We start from the raw sequence: 24,698 nt of genomic DNA, 5'->3' as shown, positions 1-24,698 counted from the left end.
CTCCGTTTTGCGGACAAGTCACTGTCCGTCCTATTACAAAACTTTGCTATTATCATTGTACCTAACAGAACAGAAATTTTGTAGTGATTGTATAACAGATTCTGTGAATAATAAGCCGGAAAAAGTAAAACTGTTAAAAATCAGCAAAGCTTTAAACCATTTTGTCCTTAATCTCAGGGCTGCAGAGGCGGATTCTTCCAACAAACCGCCTTTAGTGGATTAATCTCATGGCCACATGGGCGGAGCTTCCTGAAAACCAACTTTAGTGGATTAATCTCATAGGCATGGGGACGGATTCTTCCAGCAAACCCAAATCTGAATCGAATATATCCCAACGAAAAAGGTCCGCACCCCTAGAGGTACAGACCCTTTTTTCTTACTTATTAGTTTCTTGCTGGGACTGGTCGATCCATTCCTGCAGCTTTTCCTTCAGTGTGTTGAAGCCTTCCTGCTGTTGAGCTTCTGGCATAATTGCTGCTGCCTGGCGCTTTGGACGCGGCTTTTTCGCGCGAGGCTGCTGGGCAGGAGCTTCTTCTGTAGCCCTGATAGAAAGGCTAACTTTACCTGCTGACTCATCTACGGATAGAACCTTAACTTTCACTTCATCGCCGACCTTCAAAAACTCATTGACATCCTTTACATATCCGTGAGTTATTTCTGAAATATGGACGAGGCCCTGAGTATTTCCATCAAGCGCTACAAACGCTCCATAAGGCTGAATTCCCGTTACTTTTCCGGTTAGGACACTGCCTGTTTCAATTTTTTCTGACATACTAACACTCCTAGGTTTGACTTAATTTTATCCCATTTATACGCAATATAAAATTATATCACAACAGGCTTACTTAATCAAAGCCCATAGAATGCCATCACTACCCGTATTCCACTGAGAAGAGCAATATAAACGCACCTTTTTACGTAAAAACTGCTGAATGGTAACACTTTGTTCAGATTTCAACAAAAACTATCTCTTAAAAAATGATACAATAATATTACGTTGCCAATCCTAAACTTTCTTCAGTTTTCAATGTCATAAAGATACTACTTACTTTTACCAGGGAGGTAATAGAAATGAGCATGATAGGGAAAAAAATTCAAGAAGCCCGTGAAATGCAGAATATGACTAAACAGGATCTTGCAAGAAAAGCTCGAATTGGCGTACAGACACTCGAGAACTATGAAGCTGGCGCAAAAATCCCAGAGGTCCAAACCGTATTAAAAATCAGTACAGTCCTGGATATTGCTCCTTCTGATTTATTGGGAACAACCTACCATGCCAAGCATTCTGTTCTAGACCAGGAAATCGACCTGCTCATTAATGAACTCGGCAAAGAAAACGCCAGACAGATTCTCCAAAAGGCTATCGATCAAAAAGCCATTTCATCCTAATTCAAAATCACAAAAAACCGGCAGGCCCGTCTAAGGCATGCCGGTTTATTTTTTATAAAATCATACTAATCCCAATTATTGAACACAACTTCCCCAACAGTGCTTGGCTTCCAATACGCTATTTGTTGTAGATCGGATTGATGAAGGGTGTTTTCATTAGTTATGGCGAAATTTTTCCCCTTATTTTTAAACCGCAAAGGGACAGATAGTTCATCCTGGCCAAGTATACGATAATGCTCCCCAAGCATGCCGGCCAAATCCAATCCCTCAATGAATTCAAGAGAATCTATTTTTGAAAAAGCTAGAAAAGGGTAACGCGCATTTAACAAAATACGAATCTTATCCTCTTCGGTGATGAACGTGCACATATGATAATTCCTTCCGGGAGTAGATGGGGAAAAATCAACTACCCTTGAACGATATATGCTCATCATAGTTTTTTTGAAATCATCGCTGTCAACCGAAGGAGCCGGCTCAAACCCAGTAACTCCTGGACATAAAATTTGCACAATCATTCCTCCTCACCGTCACTTTTTACATGACACCTAAAAAGCAAGCAAAGCTTAAATGATTTAAGGGTATGCTAAGAAGGTATATACTTATTAAAAACCATAAAAGGAGGCCGGGCATGTCTCAAATTGCTGACGCGAACATAAAAAAGATAAATGGAATTGATATGTATTACGAATGGCATCCCTGCCGCCCTGAAGCGAAGACTGTTGTACTCATCCATGGCTTTCTGGCCTCGACTTTCTGCTTTCGAAAGCTCGTGCCGCTTTTAAAAAAGGACTACAACATTCTGACAGTCGACGTCCCTCCTTTTGGAAAAAGCGGCAAAGCAAAAAGCTTCCTGTTTACATACAAAAACATCGCTGCCACTCTGATTGCGCTTCTCAAAGAGCTGGATATAAAAAAGCCAATCCTTGCCGGACATTCAATGGGCGGTCAATATTCACTCAATATGGTAGCTCTTGAGCCCGGCATCGCCGAGAAAGTTGTCCTGCTATGCAGTTCGGGCTACCTAAAGCCGCCGGGCCGCCTTCTATCAATAGGGAGTAAACTGCCCTTATTCCATCTGGCCGTCAAGCGCTGGCTCGTCCGCTCAGGAGGCGTTAAAGACAATCTCAAACTCGTCGTCCATGACCAATCCCTCATTGACGAGGACATGCTCAGAGGCTATATGCTGCCTTTTTTAAACAAGGACATGTTCCATGGATTAGGGAAGTTCATCCACGACCGGGAAGGCGACCTTCCTCCAGAAGCGCTCCAGCAGCTCGACATCCCTTGCCTGCTCATCTGGGGAGAACACGACCGCGTTACACCCGTCGCAGTCGGCAAACGGCTCACACGCGATCTGAAGAACTCAGAGATGGTCGTCCTTGAAAACACTGGCCACCTCATCATGGAAGAAGAGCCCGAGAAAGTATATCAGCTGATGCACAATTTTATCGGCTAAGGCCTTTTTGTTTTTTTGAAAAATGCTTTGCGCCTACGCCCTTTAAACATAATGCATTGCGGCCGCGAGAAGTCTAGATCTCACAGGAGCTATCAGTCTTCAGCACAAGCATCCTGCTGGCAGCTTTACGGCATTCATCGAGCGGAAGTTTTTCCTCGAATGAAAATTCAAAGATATCCTGGATTCGCCTTGCAAGCTCAGCTACACTATCCAACTCGTGGATAGCAGCAACAATATCAGCAATTTCCGTATCATAAAACCCGCCACCAAGGCGGAAAGGGTCCCAATCATTCACTTCATCTGCAAGCAGAAGGTTTAATGTTGCTGTTTCCATGCTTTCACCTGCATTCTTATTGTTTTCCTGACTATCTTACCATAGCTCCGGAGTTGTTAAAATGTATAAAGAGAGGAAATGAAGTATGAACTTTAATAAGAAAATAGATCGATTTAATACAGGTTCTGTTAAATGGGAGATGACGAAGGAGATTTACGGGACTTCTGATGTCCTGCCGATGTGGGTCGCCGATATGGATTTCTATCCGCCACAACAGGTACTCGATGCAATTAAAACCAGGGTGGATCACGGTGTCTTCGGCTACAGCTTTGTGCCTCCGGTTGTAAACGAAGCGATTAGCAGCTGGCTTGAACGGAGGCACGGCTGGACGATCAGCCCTTCATGGATTTTATTTTCTCCCGGTGTTGTTCCGTCAATCAGTATGGCGATTCAATCATTTTCCGATCCGGGTGACAGGATCCTTGTTCAGCCGCCAATTTACACGCCGTTTTTTGATATGACCGAACTTAACGGCCGAGTCATTGAGGCATCTCCTCTCGTTTTAAAGGATGGCCGGTATGAAATTGATTTTGACAGCTTTGAAGCATCTCTGAAAAAAGGCTGCAAGCTATTTCTGCTCTGCAATCCTCACAATCCAGGCGGACGGGTTTGGACGAGAGAAGAACTTACGAGGATCGCTGAGCTTTGCATTCAGTATGACTGCCTAATTTTATCTGACGAAATACATTCGGATATTGTGTTTAGCAGCCACAAGCATATCCCGATTGCTAGCCTGGGAGACAAAATCGCAGCACGGACAATCACTTGTGTAGCCCCGAGCAAAACCTTCAATCTCGCTGGGCTGCAGACTTCTGGTGTCATAATCTCCGACGATGTTTTACGCGAGAAATTCCAGGCATTCCAAAAGCGCCAGGGCTTTTTCACCTTGAACGCCATCGGGATTAAAGCGATGGAAGCCGCTTATCTGCATGGCTGGGACTGGCTTGAGGCATTAACCGCTTACCTTGAAGAAAATGTAGGGGTTGCAAGGGAGTTTATTAGTAAGGAACTGCCTGCTGTCAAATTGATCGAACCTGATGCGTCTTATTTAATCTGGCTTGATCTCCGGAACCTAGGATTGACGGATGACGAACTGCAGAGACGGCTGGTTGAAATGGGCAAACTGGGCCTTGAGCCAGGCCCGAAATACGGCACAGGTGGCGAAGGCTTTGTCCGCATGAATATCGGCTGTCCCCGCGACATTCTTTTAGATGGGCTGCAGAGACTGAAAAAGGCACTCGGCTAATGGGGACGGGGCGGTTATCGTTTGCCGTCCTTTTTTTATCGGACAGTTTTTTTGATAATCAGGACAAGATTTTCGTTAATCAGGACATTCTCTGAAAGAATAAGGACAGGTTTTAAACGAATCGGGACAGTTTTTCATTTATTCAGGACAAACCGGAATTTCACACAAAAATGCCGCCCCTGGCCAAAGCCCGGGACGGCATTTTTCTTTTATTTTTGATTGCGCTTTTGGAATGTTTCTGTTAGAACCGGAACGATTTGCTTTTTCCGTGAAACAACGCCTTTCAGTACAGCGGTGTTATCAACAAGAGCAACATTGTAAGCCTGCTCGACCGCGGAAGCTTCACGTCCGATTGCAAGGCCAACGGAATCATTTGTCAGGATATCCGTGACAACGAACAGGAACAAATCAAGTCCCTTCTCATTAACAACAGCTGTGATAGCATCCTCGAGCTCAGCCTTCTTGCTCATCACATCGTTTGTATCGACTGCATTCACTTGTGCAATTTCAACCTTGCTTGAACCCATTTGGAATTCTTTCGCATCAAGTGAAATCAATTGGGCAATCGTTTTGTCGCTAAGGTCTGCTCCTGCTTTCAGCATGGCAAGCCCGTATTCGTTAGCGTCAACCCCGGCAATCTCTGCAAGCTCGGCAGCCGCATCAATATCTTCCTGGGTACAGGTTGGTGATTTAAAAAGAAGTGAATCGGAAATGATCGCGGACAGCATCAGTCCGGCAGTTGCCTTCTCAATCTCAATTCCTTTTTCCTTATAAATCTTGTTCAGGATCGTTGCTGTGCAGCCTACAGGCTCTGCGCGATAATAGAGCGGGTCACTTGTTTCAAAGTTTGCGATCCGGTGATGGTCGATCACTTCAAGAATGCTAACTTCGTTTATATCATCCGCACTCTGCTGCCTTTCATTGTGGTCAACAAGAATGACACCCGCTGCCTCACCGGCAACTTTTTCAACAAGGCGTGGTGCCTCTGCGCCAAAAGTTGCGAGCGCATGTGCAGTTTCGCCATTAATATCTCCCAGCCGGACAGCTTCTGCATTAACGCCAAGCTTCCGTTTTAACTCCGCATAAGCAATAGCGGAACAAATCGTATCCGTATCAGGATTTTTGTGGCCGAATACAAGAATCTTATTCATACAACAATTCTCTCCTTGAAACATAAAGTGTAGTTTGCGTTTATCCCACTCTTAACGGGCATTAAGGTCCCCACTGATGGAAGATTCACTTTTTCATTTTATCAGTTATTGTTCTTATTTTCTAATCTCCCAGTTAAAAAACAGGAAATTACCGAATTACAACAGCTTTTCCTGCGAAAAATAAGATATCACCAATAGAAAGGTTGATTACAATGGTCTACAGGAACCTGTCTCAATACCGCGTCCGTAAAGGAAATAAGGCAAAAAACTCCGGAGTGGAAGCCTCATACGAATTCACAACCGGCAATGAAATAGGCAGAGAGGAAAAATCGACACTCAAAGAACAAAACCCGGACAGCCACTAATTTAAGGACAAGTCCTTTTATTGGCTAACTTCTCAAGGACAAATCGGTAAGTGATTGAACCCAAAATGTCCACCAAATGAATCTTCAGGGACATTTTGGTAGGTAACCGAGCTCAAATTGTACTCGAAATAAATTTTCAGGGACATTTCGTCAGGCAGACAAACTCAAAATGTCCTCGAAATAGGTTTTCAAGGACATTTTGTCAGGCAGACAAACCCAAATTGTACTCGATACAACTCTAACAGAGCTTTTCGGTATCATATTCTGATTGATTATTCGTTTTTTCTCCACGGTAATTATGAAGGCCAATCAATTAATGAAGCTCCAAACCGACTACTACAAAATGAAAAGGAAACAGTGTTTTAACTGTTTCCTCCCGATTGTTCTTGTTTAAGCAGCTTTTCCTCAAGCTCTTTCGCCTTGCTAGCTTCCTTTTTCGAAATGCGTAGAATCAGCCAGAATGTGGCGACGCAGGCGAGAAAGAAAAAGAAAAACGAGATGGCTGCTGGAATGTATTCGGATTTATCTTCCGGAAAATAGAGAAATAGCGACAGTACCAAGGATTCCATTTTGATTACTTCCTCTCGGCAAAATACATTTGTAGTATATCATACCCGTTTGGAAATAAGTCTTTAAAAACGCTTCACAAAGAGCCGTTGTTAAAGCAGATTATTTTACGATTTTAATATCTTTGATGACAACGTCTTTGGCAGGCTTGTCCGCTTCACCTGTTTCAACATTAGCAATCTTGTCGACTACATCCATTCCTTCAACAACCTGCCCAAACACAGTATGCTTGAAGTCAAGCCATGGCGTGCCGCCTTTTTCATACCCTTTAATGGCTTCATCCGGATAACCCGCCTGTTTCATTTGATCCGCCATCCCATCGTCAAGCTTGGTTTTTTGAACGATGAAAAACTGGCTGCCATTTGTGTTTGGTCCAGAGTTAGCCATTGAAAGTGCGCCGCGGAAATTCATCAGACTTTGATTAAATTCATCCTCAAATGGAGCTCCAAATGCGCTTTCTCCGCCCATGCCAGTTCCGTCGGGGTCGCCGCCCTGAATCATGAAGTCCTTGATGACCCTGTGGAATATAACGCCATCATAATAATTCTTTTCACTCAGTTTAATGAAGTTGTCAACCGTTTTTGGTGCAAGGTCGGGGAACAGTTTGATTTTGATTGTTCCCATCGAGGTCACCATCTCGACAAGCCGCTCATTTTCAGCAACTTCTGTCGATAGCTGTGGATAACCGCCTTCAGGAGCCTTTGCTTGTTCCTGGGCCTTGTTTTCCTTTGGTGCTTCTTCGCTCGTATTGCCACCGTTACCATTGTTGTTATTCTTATCGGCATTGTCCTCGGATGTCCCGCAAGCAGATAGAATTAGCATAGCGCCGAATATAGACGTGAGAAATTTCTTTTTCATATTAGCATCCCTCCATTGTTCTAATTTACCTGATTTGTTGATGTTTTGCACTTTGTTTTTGAATAATCTTCCTTCATAATAATAGCAAATGCAAATTTGTGAAATGGGAGTTGATCCACTTGTCCGGATTTAATCAAGGAGAAATAGTAACGGGAATATACAAGACCGGAAAATACATAGCGGAATTCGTAGAGGAAAGGCCTGCCGGGATGCTGGTCCGTGTATTGGCCGTTTTAAAGCACCCTCTGCAGGGCGACCTCCATCATCCAAAGGATGCAGAAGTTGGCTTTTTCCATGAGAGGCGAGCACTTTCATACCGGGAAGGCGCAGTCATCCCAAAACAAATGGTTAAGAAATATGAAGGCGAAGTTCCGGAATATAAAGTCTCCTTAAAAGAAGCACTTGGGAAAATGAGGGCCGAACTCGAAAGTGACGATAGCGCATTTGCCGACATGAGCCTTCGGAATATTGAAGCTCTCGAGCAAGACTACTTTAAATAAATACAAAGGCCAAATCACATGATAGTGATTTGGCCTTTTATGCGAATTCGTTCAATAGCTTTGAAAAGTCAACCCTGTCGCCAATTGTTGTCGGCTTAGGCTTTCCAAGATAACGCTTATCTTTTTCTACAAGCTTAAAGATATTGTAAGTGGTTAGCGCATCATCTAGGGCGCGGTGATGCTTCCCTGTCCCTTCCTTTCCATATTCCTGGACAGCCTTCCAAAGCCCTGTCTGGTTTTGGTCCCCAAAAAACCGTTTGTACTCCATCGAAAGATCAATTTCATGTCCCTTCAGCGGGAATGGCAGCCCTGAGGCGGTGCAATTTTGCCGAAGCACCTTCATGTCCATGTTTCCCCATGTAACGATTGTGTTGTCGTATCCCCGGCCCAGTTCTTCAAAGTGCTTGACCAACTCGGAAAATGGTATCCCTGAGTTAATTTGCTGCTGGGAAATATGTAAGAATGATTTGCAACGTTCTGATAGGATTGGGAACCGCGCTGGCACAACATAGGCGGAAAACTGGGAATGAATTTTGTTATCTACAACAGCCACAATGCCTGCTTCAATAATCTCTGGATAAAACTCCCTGGACCTTACATTCCTCTCTGGCATGGTAAATTCAAAATCAATAAACAAATACTGCTTTTTCGCTGTCACTTCGTCCCTCCTTCCCTACACGCCTTGTACTACATTATATAAAGGAACCTGTACAAATAATTGTGCGTGTGCTCTATATTAAAAAATAATTAATTATATTATAGCACGGAAGAAGACGAAATTTTTAAATTTTTTAACAATAAGCCTGAACAAAAATGCACAAAAAAAGGGGCAGCATTCTCGGCTGCCCTGTTTCTTATTTTTTAAGCTTGAGAACCGCCATTGTACATCTGGAAACACAAATCAATTTATCCTGTTCATCCGTTATTTTGATATCCCACACCTGCGTTGTCCTGCCCTGATGCAAGACCGTTGCTACAGCTTTGACGACGCCTTCCGATTTGCCACGAATATGGTTCGCATTTATTTCGAGCCCAGCGACTCCTTCAGATTCTTTGTCGACCAATTCGTACGCACCGATACTGGCCACCGTTTCCGCAAGAGCCACAGATGCCCCGCCATGCAATAGACCGAAAGGCTGGCGTGTCCTTCCATCTACAGGCATCGTTGCTTCAACCCTGCCTTTTTTAAGCAAGGTAATTTCTATGCCAAGCGCTTCAATCATGGTATCCTTCAATTCCATCCAAACCCCTACTTTCCATATAAAATATTCTATTTTATAAAAAAACGAACTGCTAATACTATGTATGTCCGAAACATAAAGTGTGGTCGGACAAAAATTCGAATGAGGTGAGCGCGCATGGTGATGAACAGAGAAGGGCTTGTCCCAACACTACTTGGAACAGCTGTTACTGCGGCCGGCTACGCGATGTCCCGAAACAATGGGGTTAATAAAACCTTATCCAACACGGTTATGGGGTTCGGCCTTGCCCATGTTGTATTGGGAGCCATCGACCTTTTCGAACACAGAAACGAAATCTAGGACAGAGGAAGCAGGATCATGCTCTGCTTCCTATTCCGGTTTTTGAAGTGCTGGAACTGTTGCTCGAACAATTGGTTGATCCAAGTCATCACCAGAGGGCTTCCTTTTGCGGTGGCGCTTAACGGTGGCAATGATAATAGCTGCAAGGATTAAAATCACGAGTCCTATCTCCCCGGCATATGCTACTGCCACGTCTATATGATCCCCGAAAAGGTAACCCGCTGTGAACATAATAAATACCCACAACGTTGCACCGCTGTATGCATATAAAGCGAATTTCCGAAAAGAAAGCTTACTGAATCCATATAGGAACGGGATGATACTGCGTGCTCCAGGCAGGAAGTAACTGAAGGAAAGGGAATATGCATGGTATTTTTCCATGAGTCGCTGTGAGGATGAAAGCTTCTTGGCAAAACGTTCTTTTCTTAGCAAGAACTGAAGGAGCGGGTGGCCAATAAGCCTCCCAAGCAAGTAGCTACCGCTGACAGCCGACAGAACACCAGCAATGGTAGTTAGAAATATTGGACCTGCATGAGATGGAGTCTGTGAGGCAGCAAGGCCGATTGTCATCATAATAAGTTCATTAGGAACAGGCAGTGTGGAGGCACCTAGCAGTATCCATAAAAACAGACCGGTATAGCCGCTTTCCTTGAGCATTGTAACTAAGAATTCTAGTTCCATCTTTTGTCCCTCCCTCGCCTAAACATACTTAATACAATGGCTGTTTATGCATCATGTTGTTTTAAAGCTGATATCTGTGAGATCGTCTGCGACCGCAATTCTATTTCTTAGCCAGCACTATAAATGTGTTTTTTTCATCCAACCGTATAGCCGTTTAAATTCATTCATAATATCCATTATAGGCGGATTTTGACAGAAAAGACTTGATAACTAACGATTAGTGGAAAAACCTTAAACCACCATCTTCCCCAAGGAAGAAAATTGCAATAAAATACATGCACAAGTAGCTTCATCTTTTATTAAAATTGAATATTTGAACTATGCAGATGCAAAGAGTTAGTTTTGTGGTGAACGGAATTGAGTGGAGGAAGGCTAGTAATCTAATGCGATTGTAATAGTAAGCAAGTACTGAAGTCGTAGTAGTAAGCTTAATCTGGAATTTAGTCGTTTTCTATGTCCTTCCATTTTACCACACCAGCAACATGTATAGAAAGCAAACCACCCTTCCAAATTCTCCCCACTACCATCCTGTACCCTGCATTTTATTATTTGAAAACTGAAAATAAGAACAAAAGCGCAAGCGCCTTCGTGACAGGCAAAGTGCCGCCTGTCCCTGCGATGTTTATTCTGAGGAGCTTTCCTTAGTGGTCATCGCCGTACAAAATGGAGGGACTTCGACTGAGATAAAGGAATCACGAAGAGCGCTAGCGATTCGATGATGACTTATCGTAGGGAGGAGGCCTGAAGTTTGCGCACGCGTAGGCGCTGGAGCTAGACGTAGATACGCTCAGTAAAAAAAGTTATCCACAGCGCGAAAATTATAATTTCCTTAAACATAAAAAAGGCTGCTCCTTTTGGGGGCAGCCCTCTCGGATCAATATGGGTAATAAGGGTAGCCAAACGGCGGCCTATACATGTAAGGCGAACCATAGCCGTATGGAGGATATACTGGAGCTCCGAACCCATACCCATACCCAAAGGGCCTTGGAGTTATCGCACTGCCTAACAAGCCTCCAAGGAAACCTCCTACAAGCGGTGCCACAAATATCCGCTGGTCATTTCCAAGATGATAGTGATTGAGTGGTTGATTCATCTGGGAACCTCCTTCTGTTGAACTTCTTATCTCTCTTTATTACATATGCGGAAGCGGAGCGGAAGGCGTGGGCGGGCTTGGAAGCTAATAAATATTTGAGGGTCGATTAACTGAACTATCGAGAAGAGAATCCTTGTACCGAAAACATATTTCGAGTACATTTAGTGGGTATTTGGACGCCGAAATGTCCTTGAAAATGGGTTTCATGGACATTTTGGGGCCGACGGAACGCCGAAATGTCCTTGAAAATGGGTTTCGAGTACATTTTGAGCCGCCGGTACTCCCGAAATGTCCTTGAGAGAAAATCGGTACTAGGATTTTTCTCACCTCGACAAAAAAACCCCGGATTTTCCGGGGTTTTCAACTTACCTGTTATTTTTCCAAAGGCTCAAACCGCTCAACGAATAATGCAAGCGTCCTGGTCATTACGCCTGTCGCGCCAGATGGCCCTAAGTCATTCCCGCTCTTCGTTGTTGCGGTTCCAGCAATATCAAGATGAACCCATGGTGTGCCTTCAGCAAACTCACCGACAAACGCGCCGCCCATGACAGCATGCCCTTCTGAGCCTGGCGAGTTGTTCAAATCGGCAATTTTCGATCCCCTTACCCGCTCCAAGTCTTTTTCAAAAATCGGCAGCTGCCACATTTGTTCGCCAGCCTCAAATGAAGCTTCCAGCACCTGCTCATACAGCGCTTCATTGTTTGTCATTGCGCCAGTCGTATGAAGGCCTAGAGCCGTGATGACCCCGCCAGTCAACGTCGCAACGTCTACAAGGTAGCCCGCCCCATGCTGTTTCGCATACGTGACCGCATCAGCCAGGACTAGCCGGCCTTCAGCATCTGTGTTTAGAACCTCAATTGTTTTCCCACTTAAAGACGTAATCACATCATCCGGCTTAAATGCATTTCCGTTAATCATGTTGTCAGTTGAAGGGATGACCGCGACGACATTTTGTTCAGGCTTCAACTCACCGATGATTTCCATCGCACCAAGGACTGCCGCTGCACCGCCCATATCGGTTTTCATGCCGACAATCCCTGCTTTCGTTTTAATCGAATAGCCGCCGGTGTCAAAGGTAATCCCTTTCCCGACCAGACCAATCGCATCTTCCCATGTTTCCTTGCCCTGGTACTTTAGTACAATCATTCGTGGCTCCTCAGTGGAACCCTGGTTGACCGCCAGCAACGCACCCATACCGAGCTGCTTGATTTCCTCAAGGCCAAGAACTTCTGTCTCAAAGCCATACTTTTCACCAAGAGCCCGGGCATACTCTGCTAAATCAGTAGCTTTTAGCATATTCCCCGGCAAATTCACCAAGGTACGCGCGGAATTTGTTCCCTGGCCATAGGCATGACCTACTGCCAAAGAAGCTTTAATCGCCTCTTCGTCGGCGTTCGTTGTATAAACCGTTACGCGTTCAAGCTTCTTCTCCCGCTCGTTCGGCTTTTGCTTATAGCCGTCAAATTTGTATGTAGAAAGGGTTAACGCTTCAGCCACCGCGTATGCTGCATCATCCGCTTCAATTTCACTCGTGACAAAGGAATCAAGCAGTACAGCCGTTTCCTCCTGCTTCGCACCGTTCAGCGCCTTAAACGCGCGCCCAAGAGCTTCACGCAGCTTATCAAACGTAACTTCCTTTTCACGCCCAAGCCCAACAAACCAAATCTTCTTTGCTCCAGCCTTGCCGAAGCTATGTACTTTCCCAACTTCCTTAAGCTTTCCCGAAATGTCGCCATCTTTAGCAAGCTCATTAAGCTGTCCTTCAAACAATTCATCCAGCGGCGAGAGCACACCGTCAAATTTCACCGGACGATCATAAAGCCCAATCAGCAGATTTTCATGGCTTGCCTGAAAATCCACTTCCGATTTTACAGTAAACATATCCTAACCTCCTTAAAGTCCCTATCCTTCAATTATAGCGAATCTTTCAAAAAACACACAGCTGCGGCTCTGGCCTAATCCTCCAAATATAAATAGAGTTGCGGCAGGACTGGCAGCAAACCGACTTTTTCAAAAGGAACCCGGTCGACGCCATCAGGGATTCGCTTCTGGCACTCTTCAATGAACGCGATTACGTTTTCCAGATCCAGCCCCCAATAACGCGGACGATACCCCTGAAGATAATCATGAGCAGCCCGCATCATCAGCCGGGCTCCCTTTACATTCCCATATTCATAATGGTAAATCGCCACGCTCATCTGCAATAATCCCTTGAAGAACAAATTGCCCTTCTCCTCCATCCACATCTCCTCAAGAAGGTCATGGCATGTATAATAATCGCCCTCGTTAAATTTTATAAAAAACTCATAATACTCTGGCGGATACATCATTGCCTACCTCCTTTGCAGCTGGCAGTTCTGAAGGATGAAATATAAAAGTTTGAGCCATTTTTATGAAGGGATATAAAACACCGTTTATTTCTCCCTACTGTGCTTCATATTTATCATACCTTCCTATTCCGCATTCTTCAAAAAGGGGGTTTGCAACACAAAAAATAGCTGGCATGAAATTTGCCAGCCGTAAAAAATAGTATTATTTCTTCTCGGATTTAATATATTGCTGCCGGAATACCTGCAGCGACTCGGTTGCGTTCATTTTTGCAAGTTCTTTTTCTGTTATTTTCCCTTTGCCCATTTTAACAATATACACTTCAAGTGTTCGCTTGCCCCAATCATCATACACTTCCTCAACTGTATCGTAATACAGGTCCAACTTATGTCCTTTAATTGCGCTGCCCGTATCGGCCACTACTCCATAGCCATAATTCGGAATGAACAAGACAGTCCCAATTGGGAAAACCTTAGGGTCAGCTGCAATCGTCGAAAATAAATCCCGTTTTACTTTTACACCAGAATATGTAATTCCATAGGCTGGGTGGCTTTTGTCCTTGCCGGTTGATTCGACCCCGGCGGTGTAACCTGTTGCTATAACCTTTTTCTTTTTGTATTTGCTCCAGTCGATTGCTTCCTCCAGGCTTGGAGGCGTTCCCGCCACCGCTGTGCTCGATGAGATAAGATGCTCTGGCATGGCTGCATGTCCGAGGCTTTTTAATGTCAATCCAATTTCTTTAAATTTATGGGCAAATAAAGTTTTAAAACTATAATCTTTTTCCTGGGCAACTTGTCCTGGTCCGGAATAGGCAATAAGCATCTTTGCTTCTACCCCCGAGATGGACTGAAACGTGGTTGTTAGCGCCATTACAAACAAAATTGTCATGGTCAACCGCTTTGCCCATACTGTAAGTAGGTTCATTAAATTTTCACTCCTCCCACACACAATCTTTCCCAAGATTCAGGAAAATAATCATAAAAGGAGGAAAAAAGTCATTTTAAGCAGGAAAATTTGCCTAGACGGACATAAAAAAAACCTTTTTCACGAAGAAAAAGGCTAGAACATCCGATATCCATTTTTACGCAAAAGCTTGATTGCAGCTCCAGCTGCCAGTGCCCCTGCCATACCGCTCGTAAGGATTATAATATCAGCGGAAGCGAGTGAGACTAGCCTTTCCACCAGATCTGTAAAAGCAGCTCTTGAATTTGTAAAGTATTCGATAAACCTGACTTTATCAACGATCATAAATACAACGATTGGATAAATAACTGCCATGACCCATGACATTCGCAACAGCATGTTCAGGATAAACCCGATGCCGAAAAATAAAACAAAAAATAATAATACTGAAATAGTTAATTCAACGATTCCCATGTATATCCCCCCAGACACTCAAGTCTAGTTTACTTAACCTCAGGGGGAACAGTCAACCAGGTTTGATGCGTTTACTATTCGTTTATATTATTTTCTTTTCTTGCCTGATCCGCCGCAGCAGGTACATGTTTCAGATCCGCCAAGCAGCAGCTGGAAATAGCCATGCCCTCCGCAATAATCACATTTCTTCGTATCGGCCTTCGCTGTCGCCATAATCCAATCGCTCCTTTTCAAATAACTTAATTTTCTGATAATATAACAGGATTATATGAAAAGGAAAAGCAGGATATACCTCCAAAATCGCTTATGTAAACGCATACAAGCACGTCTAGCTTTTAAATGCTTTCTATTTCTTAAATATACTGAATTTTTAAAAAATAACTCTACTTATTAGAAAAACAGCTTGTAGGTTGTGTAACCAAAAAGGTTTCCGGGATCCAGCCCTTCCTTGCCAGGAAGGTTCTGCAGCTTTCCCAGGCCAATCAAATAGTGAATAAGCACAGAGGTATCCGCATCTTCCATCAATTCGGCTGGCGACAGATAGGCAGCCTCCACAATTTCACGTTCCTGAATTGATATCAGCCCTTCTCCCTTTACTTCCAGTAAAAATAAGAGCAGATTATCACTGGTGACCTCTTCAATCACACCCGTCCGGAGCCCAATCAAGCCCTTGACCTCACAATCAAGCCCGGTCTCTTCCTTAACCTCACGTACAGCTGCCTCGTCTGCCGTTTCACCTTCATCGACGAACCCGGCCGGAATGGACCACTTACCTTTTAACCCTCCATAACTCTTTTTAACAACAAGCCACTTGCCTTCCTTGGAAACTACTAGGCCAGCAGCAGCCAGCCAGACTTTCCCCCGTTTATTTGAAGCCATAAACCGATTCCTCCCAGTAAGAAGTACACATCTATAGTATCAAGAAAGCCTGCGAATTAGCGAGCAAGCCGCAGGTCTTCACTTCCGTTTTATCGAAAGGTTCGGCTTGGTTACATTTTAATCTCTTTTTTCACCTAAAATGATACCAATAACCCTTATTGGTTACATTTCAAACTTTGTTTTACCCTAAAATGTCACTAATAGCTGTTATTGGTTACATTTCCATCTCTTTTTTTACCTTAAATGGTACCAATAATACATTAAGTGGTCTTGTTCATGTGAATGCAAAAGAGGACAGATTGCTCTGCCCTCTTTCTATTATAGAAAATTGAATTTGCCTTTTTTCAGAACGAGGCCTGCGCCGCCAATCATGAACAGCGAACGGTTGTCGATGACCTTCTTCATGAAGGATGCTTTCGCGCCTGTCAGCTTTCTGCCGTACACAACGCCAATTGCGTCATCTTCACCCAGTGAGCAGACAGTTCCTTTAATATCAGGAACGAATGCTTCTAGCTCGCTCTTGCCGCGAATCAGGCCTGCAAGACCTTTTGCCACATGCTCGCCCTGCTGGATGGCAATTTGCGCTGTAGGCGGATAAGGGCGGTTAGTTTCTTCATTAATGACCAGGGAGCAGTCACCAATAATGAAAATATCTTCATATCCTGGTACTCGAAGATCTGGCTGAACTTTCACACGTGCCCTCATTGCCTCAAATCCTGACTTATCGATAACGGCATGGCCGCGGACACCAGCTGCCCATACTACAGTACCTGCCTTGATTTCTACTAGCTCTTCACCCTTTGCAACCATGATGCCTTCAGGTGTTGCTTCCTTAATAGCAGTTCCGATCATGAATTCGACGCCACGCTTTTGGAGTGTGGTAACTGCATAATCAACTAGTTCCGGATCAAAGCCAGGAAGAACTGTTGGGGCAGCCTCTACACAGATAACACGGACTTTTTGGAAGTCTACATCGTATTCATGGCAAAGCTCGGGAACTCTGTTGGAAAGCTCGCCGAGAAATTCAATCCCAGTAAATCCGGCACCGCCGACAACAATAGTCAGACGTTCATCTTTCTTTTCTTCTTCCGTGCTGTATGTCGCGAATTGATATTCAATATGCTCACGGATTTGCCGTGCTCCATTTACATTGGTTATTCCAAACGCATATTCCTTCAAGCCTTTAATTCCGAACGTTTCCGGTTCTGCTCCAAGAGCCACAACCAGATAATCATACTCGAGCTCGCCTTTTTCAAGAATGACTTTCTTCTCATCTTTTTTGATTTCGAGAACGATGTCTTCCTTGAATTCAACCTTATGGCGATCGATGACACTGCTAATGTCATAACGGACCTTGTCATGATGAAGCGTCCCAGCGGATGCCTCATGCAGCCAAGTTGTTTCATAATGGTAATCATGCTTATTGACGAGTACGATGTCCGCCTCGTTATCGCCAGTTAATTTTTGCAGCCTGACCGCTGTAATAAGCCCGCCATATCCTGCACCGAGAATCACTATTTTTGGCTTTTTCAATGCAATCACTTCCACCTTTACGAAAAAATTATAATTACTATTAGCTTTTGCTCTATTAGCTATTTTTAGCTAATAAAAAATAGTGTGTTCCTTATGGTAAAACCGAAAGAAAGAAAATAAAAAATGAGTTTGTGAGAGTTTTCACGATTGAACTTAAAAAAATGTACTTTTTTCGTCACAAAATAGTAACAATATATCCACACTTCATAATATGCCTTTTCAAAGTTGTTTTCAAGGAATTAATTTAACAATGTTACCGCTTTCTAAATATTCTACTATTCAGTATATTTCCTTTTCCCTAAATTGGCAGTAATAAACAAATAATTAACCTTTTCCACGTTAATAAAGCTATATTCACACTCAGAATCGTGGTGAACTATGGCTTGTTATCCACCTGTTGTGGTATGATAATGTGTGGACTACCTTTACTACTTTGTTGGGGGGATATGGAGTGCAAGAAGAACAAAAGGTTTATGATATTACAATCATCGGAGGAGGCCCAGTTGGCCTGTTTACTGCCTTTTATGGCGGGATGCGCCAGGCTTCGGTCAAAATCATTGAAAGCCTTCCTCAATTGGGCGGCCAGCTATCCGCGCTTTATCCTGAAAAATACATATACGATGTTGCAGGTTTCCCGAAAGTCCGTGCCCAGGAACTGGTCAATAACCTGAAAGAACAAATGGCTAAGTTTAATCCTGACGTGGCTCTGGAACAATCGGTCGAAAAAGTTGAAAAGCAGGCTGACGGAGTATTCAAGCTGACAACAAATAGCGAAACTCATTTTTCAAAAACTGTCGTCATTACTGCAGGCAACGGTGCATTCCAGCCCCGCCGGCTTGAGTTGGAAAGCGCAGTACAGTACGAAAAAACAAATTTGCATTATTTCATTGATGACCTGAACCATTTTGCCGGTAAAAAGGTTGTTGTGTTTGGTGGCGGAGACTCCGCTGTTGACTGGGCACTAATGCTTGAGCCAATTGCAGAAAAGGTGACAATTGTTCACCGCCGCGATAAATTCCGCGCGCACGAACATAGTGTTGAAAACCTGTTTAATTCAAAGGTTGAAGTCAAAACTCCTTTCGTTCCGGATGAATTAATCGGCGCTGACGGTGAAGTCAAGCAGGTGGTCATTGCGACTGCCGATGGTGAAACGAAGGAAGTTATCGATGTGGATGCCGTCATCGTCAATTATGGATTCGTTTCTTCACTAGGGCCAATCAAGGAATGGGGCCTTGACATCGAAAAGAACTCCATCGTGGTCAACTCAAGAATGGAAACAAATGTCCCAGGCATCTATGCAGCCGGCGACATTTGCACGTACGATGGCAAGGTGAAGCTTATTGCCAGCGGTTTTGGCGAAGCACCTACAGCAGTCAACAATGCGAAAGCTTACATTGATCCAAAAGCAAAAGTTCAGCCACTCCATAGCTCATCCATGTTTAAATAGACTTATTAAACACACCAGTCTGGTCGGCTGGTGTGTTTATTTTTTCTGACCTTTTTGGAAGCAATCTTTCCCTGAAATGACAAAAAGCCCCCAGAGATCTTTGCTCGTCTGGGAGGCTTTATTTAAACGAATGAAACTCGGTTTAGCATTCCTCTGGTGTGCCAGTCTTAGTTGCTGTACGGAATGAAGATCCGCAGCCGCAGGAAGCGATAGCGTTTGGATTGTCGATGGTGAATCCGCCGCCCATCAAGGATTGTTTGAAATCAATTTTTGTGCCATTCAGGATTGGGCCGTCTTCTTTATTAATAAGAATTTGGATTCCATGCTGCTCAAGCAGAATATCGCTTTCGCTAATTTCCTGATCAAAGCCCATGCCATAGGACAGACCGCTGCATCCGCCGCCTTTTACGCCTACGCGAAGGAATGAGCCTTCTTCTTCGTTTTGCTTCATCATATCTTTAATCTGCAACGCAGCTGCTTCAGTTATATTCACTACTTGGCTTTCCATCCAAGTCCCTCCTTCAAAAAATTGCCTTAGTAATAGTATATTCTGTTGGGAGCAATTCCTCAACTAGTCTGCTTTGTGTGGCATATAAAGCGGAAGCGTCCTGGTAAGCGCCGTATGGCCTGGAGTTTCTCCAACTGAGATAAAGGAAACACGAAGAGCCAAAGGCGATTCGATGTTGACTTATCGTAGGGCGGAGAGCGAAGGACACTAGGCGCTAGGCGCTGGAGCTGGATTTCACTAAATTATTTCACCTAAGGGCATCGGCCCATTTTTCCAAAAAAGCATTAAAAAATTGGGTTGTCCTCCAAATGGTGATAGATGTTCTGGACTAGTTTGCTGGGGGTGTCGCCCTGGATGGGTTTGCCGTTGACGAGGGCGTAGAAGGAGGCTGCGCATTTGCCGCAGTAGCCGAGGCATCCCTTTTCGATAATGTCTAGATTGGGGTCTTGCCCGAGCTTGGCACGGGCAGCCTGTGAACCGCTTGCAAGGTTGTCGACACAAAATTCGATGCGTGGTTTAATCATTGGGCTTCACCTCATTTATAAGTATCATCGTATCGTTTTTTTAAGATTCAGTCAATTATCACATGTTGGGACAGAAGTCAATATGTAAGCGCTATTTGTTGAGATATCGACACAACTCAGCTATACTTTATCTGTGCAAATTTACTGAAAATATATTATGCTGAAAAAATTTCCACCTGCAAGACATCATATTTTTTGCGACAGAAAAAGGGGTAATTTTAAATGAAGAATCTTGTAATCCTTGGCGGAGGCTATGGGGGCTTGAAGCTAATTGATGAGCTGCTTCCGGATCATCTTCCGGAAGATGTTGAGATTACGCTCGTTGACCGTGTACCTTATCACGGTTTGAAGACTGAATACTATGCGCTTGCTGCCGGGACGGTGTCTGACCGGGAGCTTCGTGTTGACTTTCCGAGGCATGAGCGTTTGACGGTTCGTTATGGGGATGTGGCGAAAATTGATCTGGAAAGAAAAACTGTGGATTTTGCTGATGGCACGAAGCTTGGCTATGACATCCTGGTGATCGGGCTTGGCTGTGAGGATAAGTACCATAATGTCCCCGGTGCAGACACTTATACACTAAGCATTCAGAGCATCGGCAAAGCACGCGAGACGTATCAGGTGTTAAGCAATCTTGCCCCTGGTTCGACGGTCGGGATTGTCGGAGCCGGCCTTAGCGGGGTTGAGCTTGCCAGCGAATTAAGTGAAAGCCGCACGGATTTGCGTGTGAAGCTGTTTGACCGAGGCAAGCACATTCTTTCGGACTTTCCCGACAGGCTGAGTGAATATGTGGAAAACTGGTTCATTGAACACAATGTTGAGATTGTCAATAATTCAAATATTACTAGAGTTGAAGAAGGGCTGCTTTTTAACCATACTGAGCAGGTTCCATGCGATGCGATTGTCTGGACTGCTGGTATTCAAGCAAGCCAGGTAGTCAGGAGCCTCGATGTGGAGAAGGATTCGCTCGGCAGGCTGAAGATTACTGCCCATCACCATCTACCAGACTATGAAGATGTATTTGCGGTCGGGGATTGCGCGAGCCTTCCCCATGCCCCAAGCGCCCAGCTTGCGGAGGGCCAGGCGGAGCAGATTGCCGAGGTGCTGAAGAAACGCTGGAATGGCGAGGAGCTGCCAGAGACATTCCCTCCGATCAAGCTGAAAGGTGTGCTTGGCTCACTTGGGAAGAAACAAGGCTTTGGGATGATGGCGGAACGGGCGATCACCGGCAGAGTCGCGCGGCTAATCAAATCCGGTGTACTTTGGTTATACAAATACCATAAGGGATGATTATTTTGAACCGGGCTTCGGAGGCCTGGTTTTTCTTTTTGACTGGGGAAGTTTTTTAAAAAAGTTTTGGAGAAATTTTGGTTTTCAAAGTGGCGTTCTTCCCTTCTCCAGAAGAGGATGAATAGATGCAAAATGCCTTCCTCTTGGTGAGGAAGGCCAATTTTGTAAAAAAGATTTATATGACATCTTAATCCCTTGAACACCTCGAGTTGTCATTCATCACCTTAATGAATAACATCTTCATGCCTCGAATACCCCGAGTTGTTATTCACCATCTTTATGAATGACATCTTAATCCCTTGAACACCTCGAGTTGTCATTCATCACCTTAATGAATAACATCTTCATGCCTCGAATACCCGAGTTGTTATTCACCACCTTTATGAATGACATCTTGATGCCTCGAACACCCAGAGTTGTCATTCATCACCTTTATGAATAACATCTTCATGCCTCCAACACCCCGAGTTGTCATTCATCGCCTTTATGAATGACATCTTGATGCCTCGAACACCCCGAGTTGTCGTTCCTTCGTTTTTTCCCACAAAGGATTGTCCGCCGGACTGGTTTACCCCGCTTGGTAGCCATAACTTTCGAGTTCAGTGAAGATGGTTTTTAGGCGTGGATTGCCCTCACCGACGACTTTGTCACCAATCAAGACGACGGGATAAAACATGTCTTCGTCAATGACGCGTTCTGCAAAGTCTCGTTTGGCAGGATCTGCAGGCGGATTGTAAATATCCACGTATGTAATCCCAAACGGCTGGTTTGGAAACTTTCTTGCCACAGCGGCTTCAAGCCATTCGTATGTTTCTTTTGATGATGGGAGGTTTACACAGCTTGGACAAAGCTGCTCCGCCCCGTAGACAATAATTTCAACTTTTGATTCAGCCATTTCGATCCCCCCTAAACAAATTTTACAACATTAAGAACATAAAAAGATAATTTATGATACAAAAATAAGATTTCCTAATTTAGAGAATGGATTTTTACCCCTTCTCCGATTATAATAGATACTATGAAAGGAGTCGATTTTCATGACCGAACAAGAAATGTTTTCACAGGTCCAGGATGTACTAGATAAATTGCGTCCATTTCTTCTCCGCGACGGCGGTGATTGTGAATTAGTTGATGTCGAGGACGGCATTGTAAAACTCCGTTTACTTGGTGCTTGCGGCAGCTGCCCTAGTTCAACAATCACATTGAAGGCTGGCATTGAGCGCGCCCTTCTTGAAGAAGTTCCTGGAGTAGTTGAAGTAGAACAAGTATTTTAATCTATGATTTATACAAAATAAGCGATTGCCTCATCGGCAATCGCTTTTTGCTGTTCTATGCCTGCTTCCAATCCTTATTGACAAGTGTTTTCGGCTCCTTGCCAGACAGGACACGGTCAATATTTTCGGCGCAAATTTCGATCATCGCTGTACGAGTCTCAACACTTGCACTGCCAATGTGCGGAATCGCCGTTACATTTTTCAATTTTAAAAGCGGATGGCCTGCGCTGATTGGCTCTTTTTCAAAAACATCCAGGCCGGCACCGGCTATGTCTCCTTCAACAAGTGCATCATACAAGGCCTGTTCATCAATGACTGGGCCGCGTGATACATTGATAAAGATAGCTGATTTCTTCATTCTTCTAAAGACATCTCTTGTAAACATATTCCAGGTCTGCTCTGTAAGCGGAGTAAGGCAGACAATGAAATCGGACTCGGCAACAAGTTCCTCGAAGGAAACGTATTGGGCACCAATCGCTTCTTCCACCTGCATATTTCTCGATCTGTTATGGTAAAGGATATTCATATCAAAACCAGTGGCACGCTTTGCGACCGCAGCACCGATTTTCCCCATGCCGACGATGCCAATCGTTTTATGATGGATATCGCGTCCTGCCATAAGAAAGGGGCTCCAGCTTGTCCATTTGTCTTCCTTAATTAGATCGGAAGCCTCAACTATCCTCCGCGCCGAAGCCATTAAAAGCGCAAAGCTCAAATCAGCTGTTGTATCGGTCAGAACATCCGGTGTATTCGTGACTGCAATTCCATTGCTGCTTGCAGCCGCAAGGTCGATATTGTCATATCCAACAGCGAGATTGGACACAACCTTTAGGCGACCCCCAGCTGACAGAACTTCTTCATCAATAGAATCAGAAAGGACGGTAAGGAGTCCATCTGCTTTTCGGGCTTCTTCAAGAAGCTTTTCTCTCGGAACAGGGACATCTTCCTTCTCCCACATAGCAACCTCATATTTTTCTGTTAACAAGGAAATAGTCTCTTCTGGAACTTGTCTTGTTATGTATACGTAGGGTTTCATAGTTGACCTCCAAGATTGTCTGATATATCCATATACTAGCATAATTTTTAGATAAGAAAACTAATTAGTTCGGGAATCTAAATTTTCGTTAAAATACAATGAAACACTTCGCGCATTAAGTGCCTTATGGACTGAATGCGCCCGCTGGCGGCTGCTCTAAGTGCATTATCACCTTTTCACAGTATAAACTTCCTTAATAACTAAAAAAACTGGCCGTTTTATTACAACGGCTCAGTTAAAGGTGGAATGGGGTGCAACGGAATAGTACAGGCGTTTTAATGTTTATTTGGCCATAAGCCATTCGGGCCTCGGAAGCTTTGAGGCAACTGATGGATGAGCAAGGGCAAAGAAACCGGCGAGAAATTGTTCATAATCATCACTCTTCCTGATAATCGCAGTAAGTCTTTCTTCCGAGGCACGTCTGTCTGATTCCCGGGATGCACTGTAATATGTTTCGATTGTTTCCAGGTAATGCACCGGAAACAAAAGCCGGGCAACGAGAAGCCGCCATGAAAACGGCGATAATGGAGCTACTTCCTGATAATTGGCAAGAAACGCGGTTATTTCCGGTCCGCACGTCCGGCTATTGTGAAAATAACGCCCTCTCGCCCACTCGGCAAGGTCTCTGCTGCGATGGTCAAATACCCAATCCATCGGGTTTTTAATTATATAGCGCTTGCCCCAGGTGTACTCGGAGAAACGTTCATGGCAAACTGTACCGCTGTCGCTGTCCAGAGGGTCATCATCTATTTCTGTATCAACAAGGTATTGAACCGCATTTTCCGCTAACCCAAGGTAATAAGGAAAGGATTCAATAAAAATTTTTTCAAATTGTTCATCAGAAGGTTGAAATATTTTTTCGGACCATACCTTTTCCATTTGATCCATCCTTGCCTCCCACAACTGCTTCCAATTTCCAATTCGCGAACTTTTCCGAACCTGAAAGGGAACAAACCTCCCCCTTTCATGGAATTTAGCCAGCCTCCTTCCAAGCCTTTGGTTCGCTTTCCTCTCCGATAGCTGACAGGTTAAAAGACAAAATCTTTTATTTTCCCACTGTGCAAGCAGGGTTCCGCTTTGTGTTGGCAGGAGAGCAGGAACTTTCGTATCACCGTAAGCTGCCAAATGGGCAGCAAGCTTTTGGAGCTCCTCTATTTCTTCTTCATCCTTTGGGCCAGGGTCAGCAACAAAGTAATAATTCCCATTGCCCCGAAACGCATTAAATGATTCCACTTGCATATATTCTTCGCTTTTTATTCCATAAACTTGTTCAAGCATTTTCTCAAGCATCCCGACACCCACTTTCATTTGTTTCCTATTG

30 protein-coding genes and 1 pseudogene are annotated in these 24,698 nt (G+C 44.2%); 9 read left to right on the top strand and 22 right to left on the bottom strand.

Annotated features, from left to right (window positions below; all coding sequences use genetic code 11):
• Positions 1-376 precede the first annotated feature (376 nt).
• Positions 377-772 (bottom strand): S1 domain-containing post-transcriptional regulator GSP13, encoded by a 396-nt coding sequence (gene yugI / locus AM500_RS06700; RefSeq protein ID WP_043932271.1) that lies wholly within the window; start codon positions 770-772, stop codon positions 377-379.
• Between the two features lie 299 nt (positions 773-1,071).
• Between yugI and AM500_RS24875 the strand changes: the two genes are divergently transcribed.
• Positions 1,072-1,389, top strand: coding sequence for a helix-turn-helix domain-containing protein (locus AM500_RS24875; protein WP_082347156.1), 318 nt, complete (start codon positions 1,072-1,074; stop codon positions 1,387-1,389).
• Between the two features lie 65 nt (positions 1,390-1,454).
• Here the strand turns inward: AM500_RS24875 and AM500_RS06690 are convergent, their stop codons facing one another.
• A complete protein-coding gene (locus tag AM500_RS06690) occupies positions 1,455-1,898 on the bottom strand; it encodes a hypothetical protein (protein WP_053598543.1) in 444 nt (147 codons plus the stop codon).
• Positions 1,899-2,017: 119 nt separating this feature from the next.
• On the opposite strand from AM500_RS06690, the gene AM500_RS06685 reads away from it, so the two are divergent.
• A complete protein-coding gene (locus AM500_RS06685) occupies positions 2,018-2,845 on the top strand; it encodes an alpha/beta fold hydrolase (RefSeq protein WP_053598542.1) in 828 nt (275 codons plus the stop codon).
• A gap of 73 nt (positions 2,846-2,918) precedes the next feature.
• Here AM500_RS06685 and AM500_RS06680 read toward each other — a convergent pair whose 3' ends face one another.
• Positions 2,919-3,179, bottom strand: coding sequence for a DUF1871 family protein (locus AM500_RS06680; RefSeq protein ID WP_053598541.1), 261 nt, complete (start codon positions 3,177-3,179; stop codon positions 2,919-2,921).
• A gap of 85 nt (positions 3,180-3,264) precedes the next feature.
• On the opposite strand from AM500_RS06680, the gene AM500_RS06675 reads away from it, so the two are divergent.
• The gene (locus AM500_RS06675) at positions 3,265-4,425 is read left to right on the top strand and encodes a MalY/PatB family protein (protein ID WP_053598540.1); all 1,161 of its coding nucleotides are present in this window, start codon (positions 3,265-3,267) and stop codon (positions 4,423-4,425) included.
• A gap of 209 nt (positions 4,426-4,634) precedes the next feature.
• Here AM500_RS06675 and AM500_RS06670 read toward each other — a convergent pair whose 3' ends face one another.
• On the bottom strand, positions 4,635-5,576 hold the full coding sequence (locus AM500_RS06670) for a manganese-dependent inorganic pyrophosphatase (RefSeq protein ID WP_053598539.1): 942 nt from the start codon (positions 5,574-5,576) through the stop codon (positions 4,635-4,637).
• 212 nt (positions 5,577-5,788) lie between these two features.
• Between AM500_RS06670 and AM500_RS25400 the strand changes: the two genes are divergently transcribed.
• Positions 5,789-5,941, top strand: coding sequence for a hypothetical protein (locus AM500_RS25400; protein ID WP_156319766.1), 153 nt, complete (start codon positions 5,789-5,791; stop codon positions 5,939-5,941).
• A 362-nt stretch (positions 5,942-6,303) separates the two neighbouring features.
• Here AM500_RS25400 and AM500_RS06665 read toward each other — a convergent pair whose 3' ends face one another.
• Positions 6,304-6,510 carry a hypothetical protein gene (locus AM500_RS06665; protein WP_053598538.1) on the bottom strand — a complete coding sequence of 69 codons (207 nt, stop codon included), beginning with the start codon at positions 6,508-6,510 and terminating at the stop codon, positions 6,304-6,306.
• Between the two features lie 100 nt (positions 6,511-6,610).
• Complete coding sequence (locus AM500_RS06660) at positions 6,611-7,366, bottom strand: peptidylprolyl isomerase (protein ID WP_053598537.1); 756 nt, start codon at positions 7,364-7,366, stop codon at positions 6,611-6,613.
• A 119-nt stretch (positions 7,367-7,485) separates the two neighbouring features.
• Between AM500_RS06660 and AM500_RS06655 the strand changes: the two genes are divergently transcribed.
• On the top strand, positions 7,486-7,866 hold the full coding sequence (locus tag AM500_RS06655) for a kinase-associated lipoprotein KapB (RefSeq protein WP_053598536.1): 381 nt from the start codon (positions 7,486-7,488) through the stop codon (positions 7,864-7,866).
• A 37-nt stretch (positions 7,867-7,903) separates the two neighbouring features.
• Here AM500_RS06655 and kapD read toward each other — a convergent pair whose 3' ends face one another.
• Together kapD and AM500_RS06645 are read right to left on the bottom strand one after the other, a co-directional pair.
• The gene (kapD, locus tag AM500_RS06650) at positions 7,904-8,524 is read right to left on the bottom strand and encodes a 3'-5' exonuclease KapD (protein WP_082347155.1); all 621 of its coding nucleotides are present in this window, start codon (positions 8,522-8,524) and stop codon (positions 7,904-7,906) included.
• A gap of 196 nt (positions 8,525-8,720) precedes the next feature.
• The gene (locus AM500_RS06645) at positions 8,721-9,107 is read right to left on the bottom strand and encodes a hotdog fold thioesterase (RefSeq protein WP_053598535.1); all 387 of its coding nucleotides are present in this window, start codon (positions 9,105-9,107) and stop codon (positions 8,721-8,723) included.
• A 123-nt stretch (positions 9,108-9,230) separates the two neighbouring features.
• On the opposite strand from AM500_RS06645, the gene AM500_RS06640 reads away from it, so the two are divergent.
• The gene (locus tag AM500_RS06640) at positions 9,231-9,407 is read left to right on the top strand and encodes a hypothetical protein (protein ID WP_053601646.1); all 177 of its coding nucleotides are present in this window, start codon (positions 9,231-9,233) and stop codon (positions 9,405-9,407) included.
• Positions 9,408-9,437: 30 nt separating this feature from the next.
• On the opposite strand, the gene AM500_RS06635 is transcribed toward AM500_RS06640, so the two are convergent.
• From AM500_RS06635 to AM500_RS06600, 9 genes are all read right to left on the bottom strand, one after another.
• Complete coding sequence (locus AM500_RS06635) at positions 9,438-10,088, bottom strand: DedA family protein (RefSeq protein ID WP_053598534.1); 651 nt, start codon at positions 10,086-10,088, stop codon at positions 9,438-9,440.
• A gap of 874 nt (positions 10,089-10,962) precedes the next feature.
• The gene (locus tag AM500_RS06630; RefSeq protein ID WP_053598533.1) at positions 10,963-11,181 is read right to left on the bottom strand and encodes a hypothetical protein; all 219 of its coding nucleotides are present in this window, start codon (positions 11,179-11,181) and stop codon (positions 10,963-10,965) included.
• Positions 11,182-11,553: 372 nt separating this feature from the next.
• Positions 11,554-13,062: a leucyl aminopeptidase gene (locus AM500_RS06625; RefSeq protein WP_053598532.1), complete on the bottom strand. Its 1,509-nt coding sequence runs from the start codon at positions 13,060-13,062 to the stop codon at positions 11,554-11,556.
• Positions 13,063-13,136: 74 nt separating this feature from the next.
• The gene (locus AM500_RS06620) at positions 13,137-13,511 is read right to left on the bottom strand and encodes a DUF309 domain-containing protein (RefSeq protein ID WP_053598531.1); all 375 of its coding nucleotides are present in this window, start codon (positions 13,509-13,511) and stop codon (positions 13,137-13,139) included.
• A 202-nt stretch (positions 13,512-13,713) separates the two neighbouring features.
• A complete protein-coding gene (locus AM500_RS06615; RefSeq protein ID WP_043932286.1) occupies positions 13,714-14,433 on the bottom strand; it encodes a 3D domain-containing protein in 720 nt (239 codons plus the stop codon).
• Between the two features lie 135 nt (positions 14,434-14,568).
• Positions 14,569-14,886 carry a YuiB family protein gene (locus AM500_RS06610; RefSeq protein WP_156319765.1) on the bottom strand — a complete coding sequence of 106 codons (318 nt, stop codon included), beginning with the start codon at positions 14,884-14,886 and terminating at the stop codon, positions 14,569-14,571.
• 87 nt (positions 14,887-14,973) lie between these two features.
• The gene (locus tag AM500_RS25780) at positions 14,974-15,099 is read right to left on the bottom strand and encodes a YuiA family protein (protein WP_197282671.1); all 126 of its coding nucleotides are present in this window, start codon (positions 15,097-15,099) and stop codon (positions 14,974-14,976) included.
• A 177-nt stretch (positions 15,100-15,276) separates the two neighbouring features.
• Positions 15,277-15,765, bottom strand: coding sequence for an NUDIX domain-containing protein (locus AM500_RS06605; protein WP_053598530.1), 489 nt, complete (start codon positions 15,763-15,765; stop codon positions 15,277-15,279).
• A gap of 318 nt (positions 15,766-16,083) precedes the next feature.
• Positions 16,084-17,298, bottom strand: a complete 1,215-nt coding sequence (locus AM500_RS06600) for an NAD(P)/FAD-dependent oxidoreductase (protein ID WP_053598529.1) — start codon at positions 17,296-17,298, stop codon at positions 16,084-16,086.
• A gap of 451 nt (positions 17,299-17,749) precedes the next feature.
• Between AM500_RS06600 and AM500_RS06595 the strand changes: the two genes are divergently transcribed.
• Positions 17,750-18,745, top strand: a complete 996-nt coding sequence (locus AM500_RS06595; protein ID WP_053598528.1) for an NAD(P)/FAD-dependent oxidoreductase — start codon at positions 17,750-17,752, stop codon at positions 18,743-18,745.
• A 142-nt stretch (positions 18,746-18,887) separates the two neighbouring features.
• Here the strand turns inward: AM500_RS06595 and AM500_RS06590 are convergent, their stop codons facing one another.
• A complete protein-coding gene (locus AM500_RS06590; protein ID WP_053598527.1) occupies positions 18,888-19,253 on the bottom strand; it encodes a HesB/IscA family protein in 366 nt (121 codons plus the stop codon).
• 284 nt (positions 19,254-19,537) lie between these two features.
• Positions 19,538-19,777: a YuzB family protein gene (locus AM500_RS06585; RefSeq protein ID WP_053598526.1), complete on the bottom strand. Its 240-nt coding sequence runs from the start codon at positions 19,775-19,777 to the stop codon at positions 19,538-19,540.
• 222 nt (positions 19,778-19,999) lie between these two features.
• Here AM500_RS06585 and AM500_RS06580 point away from each other — a divergent pair, with 222 nt between their 5' ends.
• Complete coding sequence (locus AM500_RS06580) at positions 20,000-21,067, top strand: NAD(P)/FAD-dependent oxidoreductase (RefSeq protein WP_053598525.1); 1,068 nt, start codon at positions 20,000-20,002, stop codon at positions 21,065-21,067.
• A 568-nt stretch (positions 21,068-21,635) separates the two neighbouring features.
• Here AM500_RS06580 and AM500_RS06575 read toward each other — a convergent pair.
• Positions 21,636-21,962 carry a YuzD family protein gene (locus AM500_RS06575; protein WP_053598524.1) on the bottom strand — a complete coding sequence of 109 codons (327 nt, stop codon included), beginning with the start codon at positions 21,960-21,962 and terminating at the stop codon, positions 21,636-21,638.
• 86 nt (positions 21,963-22,048) lie between these two features.
• Here AM500_RS06575 and AM500_RS06570 point away from each other — a divergent pair.
• Positions 22,049-22,341: pseudogene (locus AM500_RS06570) on the top strand (NifU family protein).
• A 55-nt stretch (positions 22,342-22,396) separates the two neighbouring features.
• On the opposite strand, the gene AM500_RS06565 reads toward AM500_RS06570, so the two are convergent.
• Together AM500_RS06565 and yutH are read right to left on the bottom strand one after the other, a co-directional pair.
• The gene (locus AM500_RS06565) at positions 22,397-23,377 is read right to left on the bottom strand and encodes a 2-hydroxyacid dehydrogenase (RefSeq protein WP_053598523.1); all 981 of its coding nucleotides are present in this window, start codon (positions 23,375-23,377) and stop codon (positions 22,397-22,399) included.
• 282 nt (positions 23,378-23,659) lie between these two features.
• The gene (gene yutH / locus AM500_RS06560) at positions 23,660-24,667 is read right to left on the bottom strand and encodes a spore coat putative kinase YutH (protein ID WP_053601644.1); all 1,008 of its coding nucleotides are present in this window, start codon (positions 24,665-24,667) and stop codon (positions 23,660-23,662) included.
• Positions 24,668-24,698: the final 31 nt, after the last annotated feature.

Origin of the sequence: Bacillus sp. FJAT-18017, assembly GCF_001278805.1 — a bacterium.
Lineage (GTDB): Bacteria > Bacillota > Bacilli > Bacillales > Cytobacillaceae > Bacillus_D.
The sequence above is the reverse complement of the archived record's forward strand: the minus strand, read 5'-3'. Positions and strand labels throughout refer to the sequence as shown.

What these genes read in the sequence shown, in the direction of transcription:
- yugI (WP_043932271.1), bottom strand. Translation starts at nt 772, where the DNA reads ATGTCAGAAAAAATTGAAACAGGCAGTGTCCTAACCGGAAAAGTAACG.
- AM500_RS24875 (WP_082347156.1), top strand. Translation starts at nt 1,072, where the DNA reads ATGAGCATGATAGGGAAAAAAATTCAAGAAGCCCGTGAAATGCAGAAT.
- AM500_RS06685 (WP_053598542.1), top strand. Translation starts at nt 2,018, where the DNA reads ATGTCTCAAATTGCTGACGCGAACATAAAAAAGATAAATGGAATTGAT.
- AM500_RS06680 (WP_053598541.1), bottom strand. Translation starts at nt 3,179, where the DNA reads ATGGAAACAGCAACATTAAACCTTCTGCTTGCAGATGAAGTGAATGAT.
- AM500_RS06675 (WP_053598540.1), top strand. Translation starts at nt 3,265, where the DNA reads ATGAACTTTAATAAGAAAATAGATCGATTTAATACAGGTTCTGTTAAA.
- AM500_RS06670 (WP_053598539.1), bottom strand. Translation starts at nt 5,576, where the DNA reads ATGAATAAGATTCTTGTATTCGGCCACAAAAATCCTGATACGGATACG.
- AM500_RS25400 (WP_156319766.1), top strand. Translation starts at nt 5,789, where the DNA reads ATGGTCTACAGGAACCTGTCTCAATACCGCGTCCGTAAAGGAAATAAG.
- AM500_RS06665 (WP_053598538.1), bottom strand. Translation starts at nt 6,510, where the DNA reads ATGGAATCCTTGGTACTGTCGCTATTTCTCTATTTTCCGGAAGATAAA.
- AM500_RS06660 (WP_053598537.1), bottom strand. Translation starts at nt 7,366, where the DNA reads ATGAAAAAGAAATTTCTCACGTCTATATTCGGCGCTATGCTAATTCTA.
- AM500_RS06645 (WP_053598535.1), bottom strand. Translation starts at nt 9,107, where the DNA reads ATGGAATTGAAGGATACCATGATTGAAGCGCTTGGCATAGAAATTACC.
- AM500_RS06640 (WP_053601646.1), top strand. Translation starts at nt 9,231, where the DNA reads ATGAACAGAGAAGGGCTTGTCCCAACACTACTTGGAACAGCTGTTACT.
- AM500_RS06635 (WP_053598534.1), bottom strand. Translation starts at nt 10,088, where the DNA reads ATGGAACTAGAATTCTTAGTTACAATGCTCAAGGAAAGCGGCTATACC.
- AM500_RS06630 (WP_053598533.1), bottom strand. Translation starts at nt 11,181, where the DNA reads ATGAATCAACCACTCAATCACTATCATCTTGGAAATGACCAGCGGATA.
- AM500_RS06625 (WP_053598532.1), bottom strand. Translation starts at nt 13,062, where the DNA reads ATGTTTACTGTAAAATCGGAAGTGGATTTTCAGGCAAGCCATGAAAAT.
- AM500_RS06620 (WP_053598531.1), bottom strand. Translation starts at nt 13,511, where the DNA reads ATGATGTATCCGCCAGAGTATTATGAGTTTTTTATAAAATTTAACGAG.
- AM500_RS06615 (WP_043932286.1), bottom strand. Translation starts at nt 14,433, where the DNA reads ATGAACCTACTTACAGTATGGGCAAAGCGGTTGACCATGACAATTTTG.
- AM500_RS06610 (WP_156319765.1), bottom strand. Translation starts at nt 14,886, where the DNA reads ATGGGAATCGTTGAATTAACTATTTCAGTATTATTATTTTTTGTTTTA.
- AM500_RS25780 (WP_197282671.1), bottom strand. Translation starts at nt 15,099, where the DNA reads ATGGCGACAGCGAAGGCCGATACGAAGAAATGTGATTATTGCGGAGGG.
- AM500_RS06605 (WP_053598530.1), bottom strand. Translation starts at nt 15,765, where the DNA reads ATGGCTTCAAATAAACGGGGGAAAGTCTGGCTGGCTGCTGCTGGCCTA.
- AM500_RS06590 (WP_053598527.1), bottom strand. Translation starts at nt 19,253, where the DNA reads ATGGAAAGCCAAGTAGTGAATATAACTGAAGCAGCTGCGTTGCAGATT.
- AM500_RS06585 (WP_053598526.1), bottom strand. Translation starts at nt 19,777, where the DNA reads ATGATTAAACCACGCATCGAATTTTGTGTCGACAACCTTGCAAGCGGT.
- AM500_RS06580 (WP_053598525.1), top strand. Translation starts at nt 20,000, where the DNA reads ATGAAGAATCTTGTAATCCTTGGCGGAGGCTATGGGGGCTTGAAGCTA.
- AM500_RS06575 (WP_053598524.1), bottom strand. Translation starts at nt 21,962, where the DNA reads ATGGCTGAATCAAAAGTTGAAATTATTGTCTACGGGGCGGAGCAGCTT.
- AM500_RS06565 (WP_053598523.1), bottom strand. Translation starts at nt 23,377, where the DNA reads ATGAAACCCTACGTATACATAACAAGACAAGTTCCAGAAGAGACTATT.
- yutH (WP_053601644.1), bottom strand. Translation starts at nt 24,667, where the DNA reads ATGCTTGAGAAAATGCTTGAACAAGTTTATGGAATAAAAAGCGAAGAA.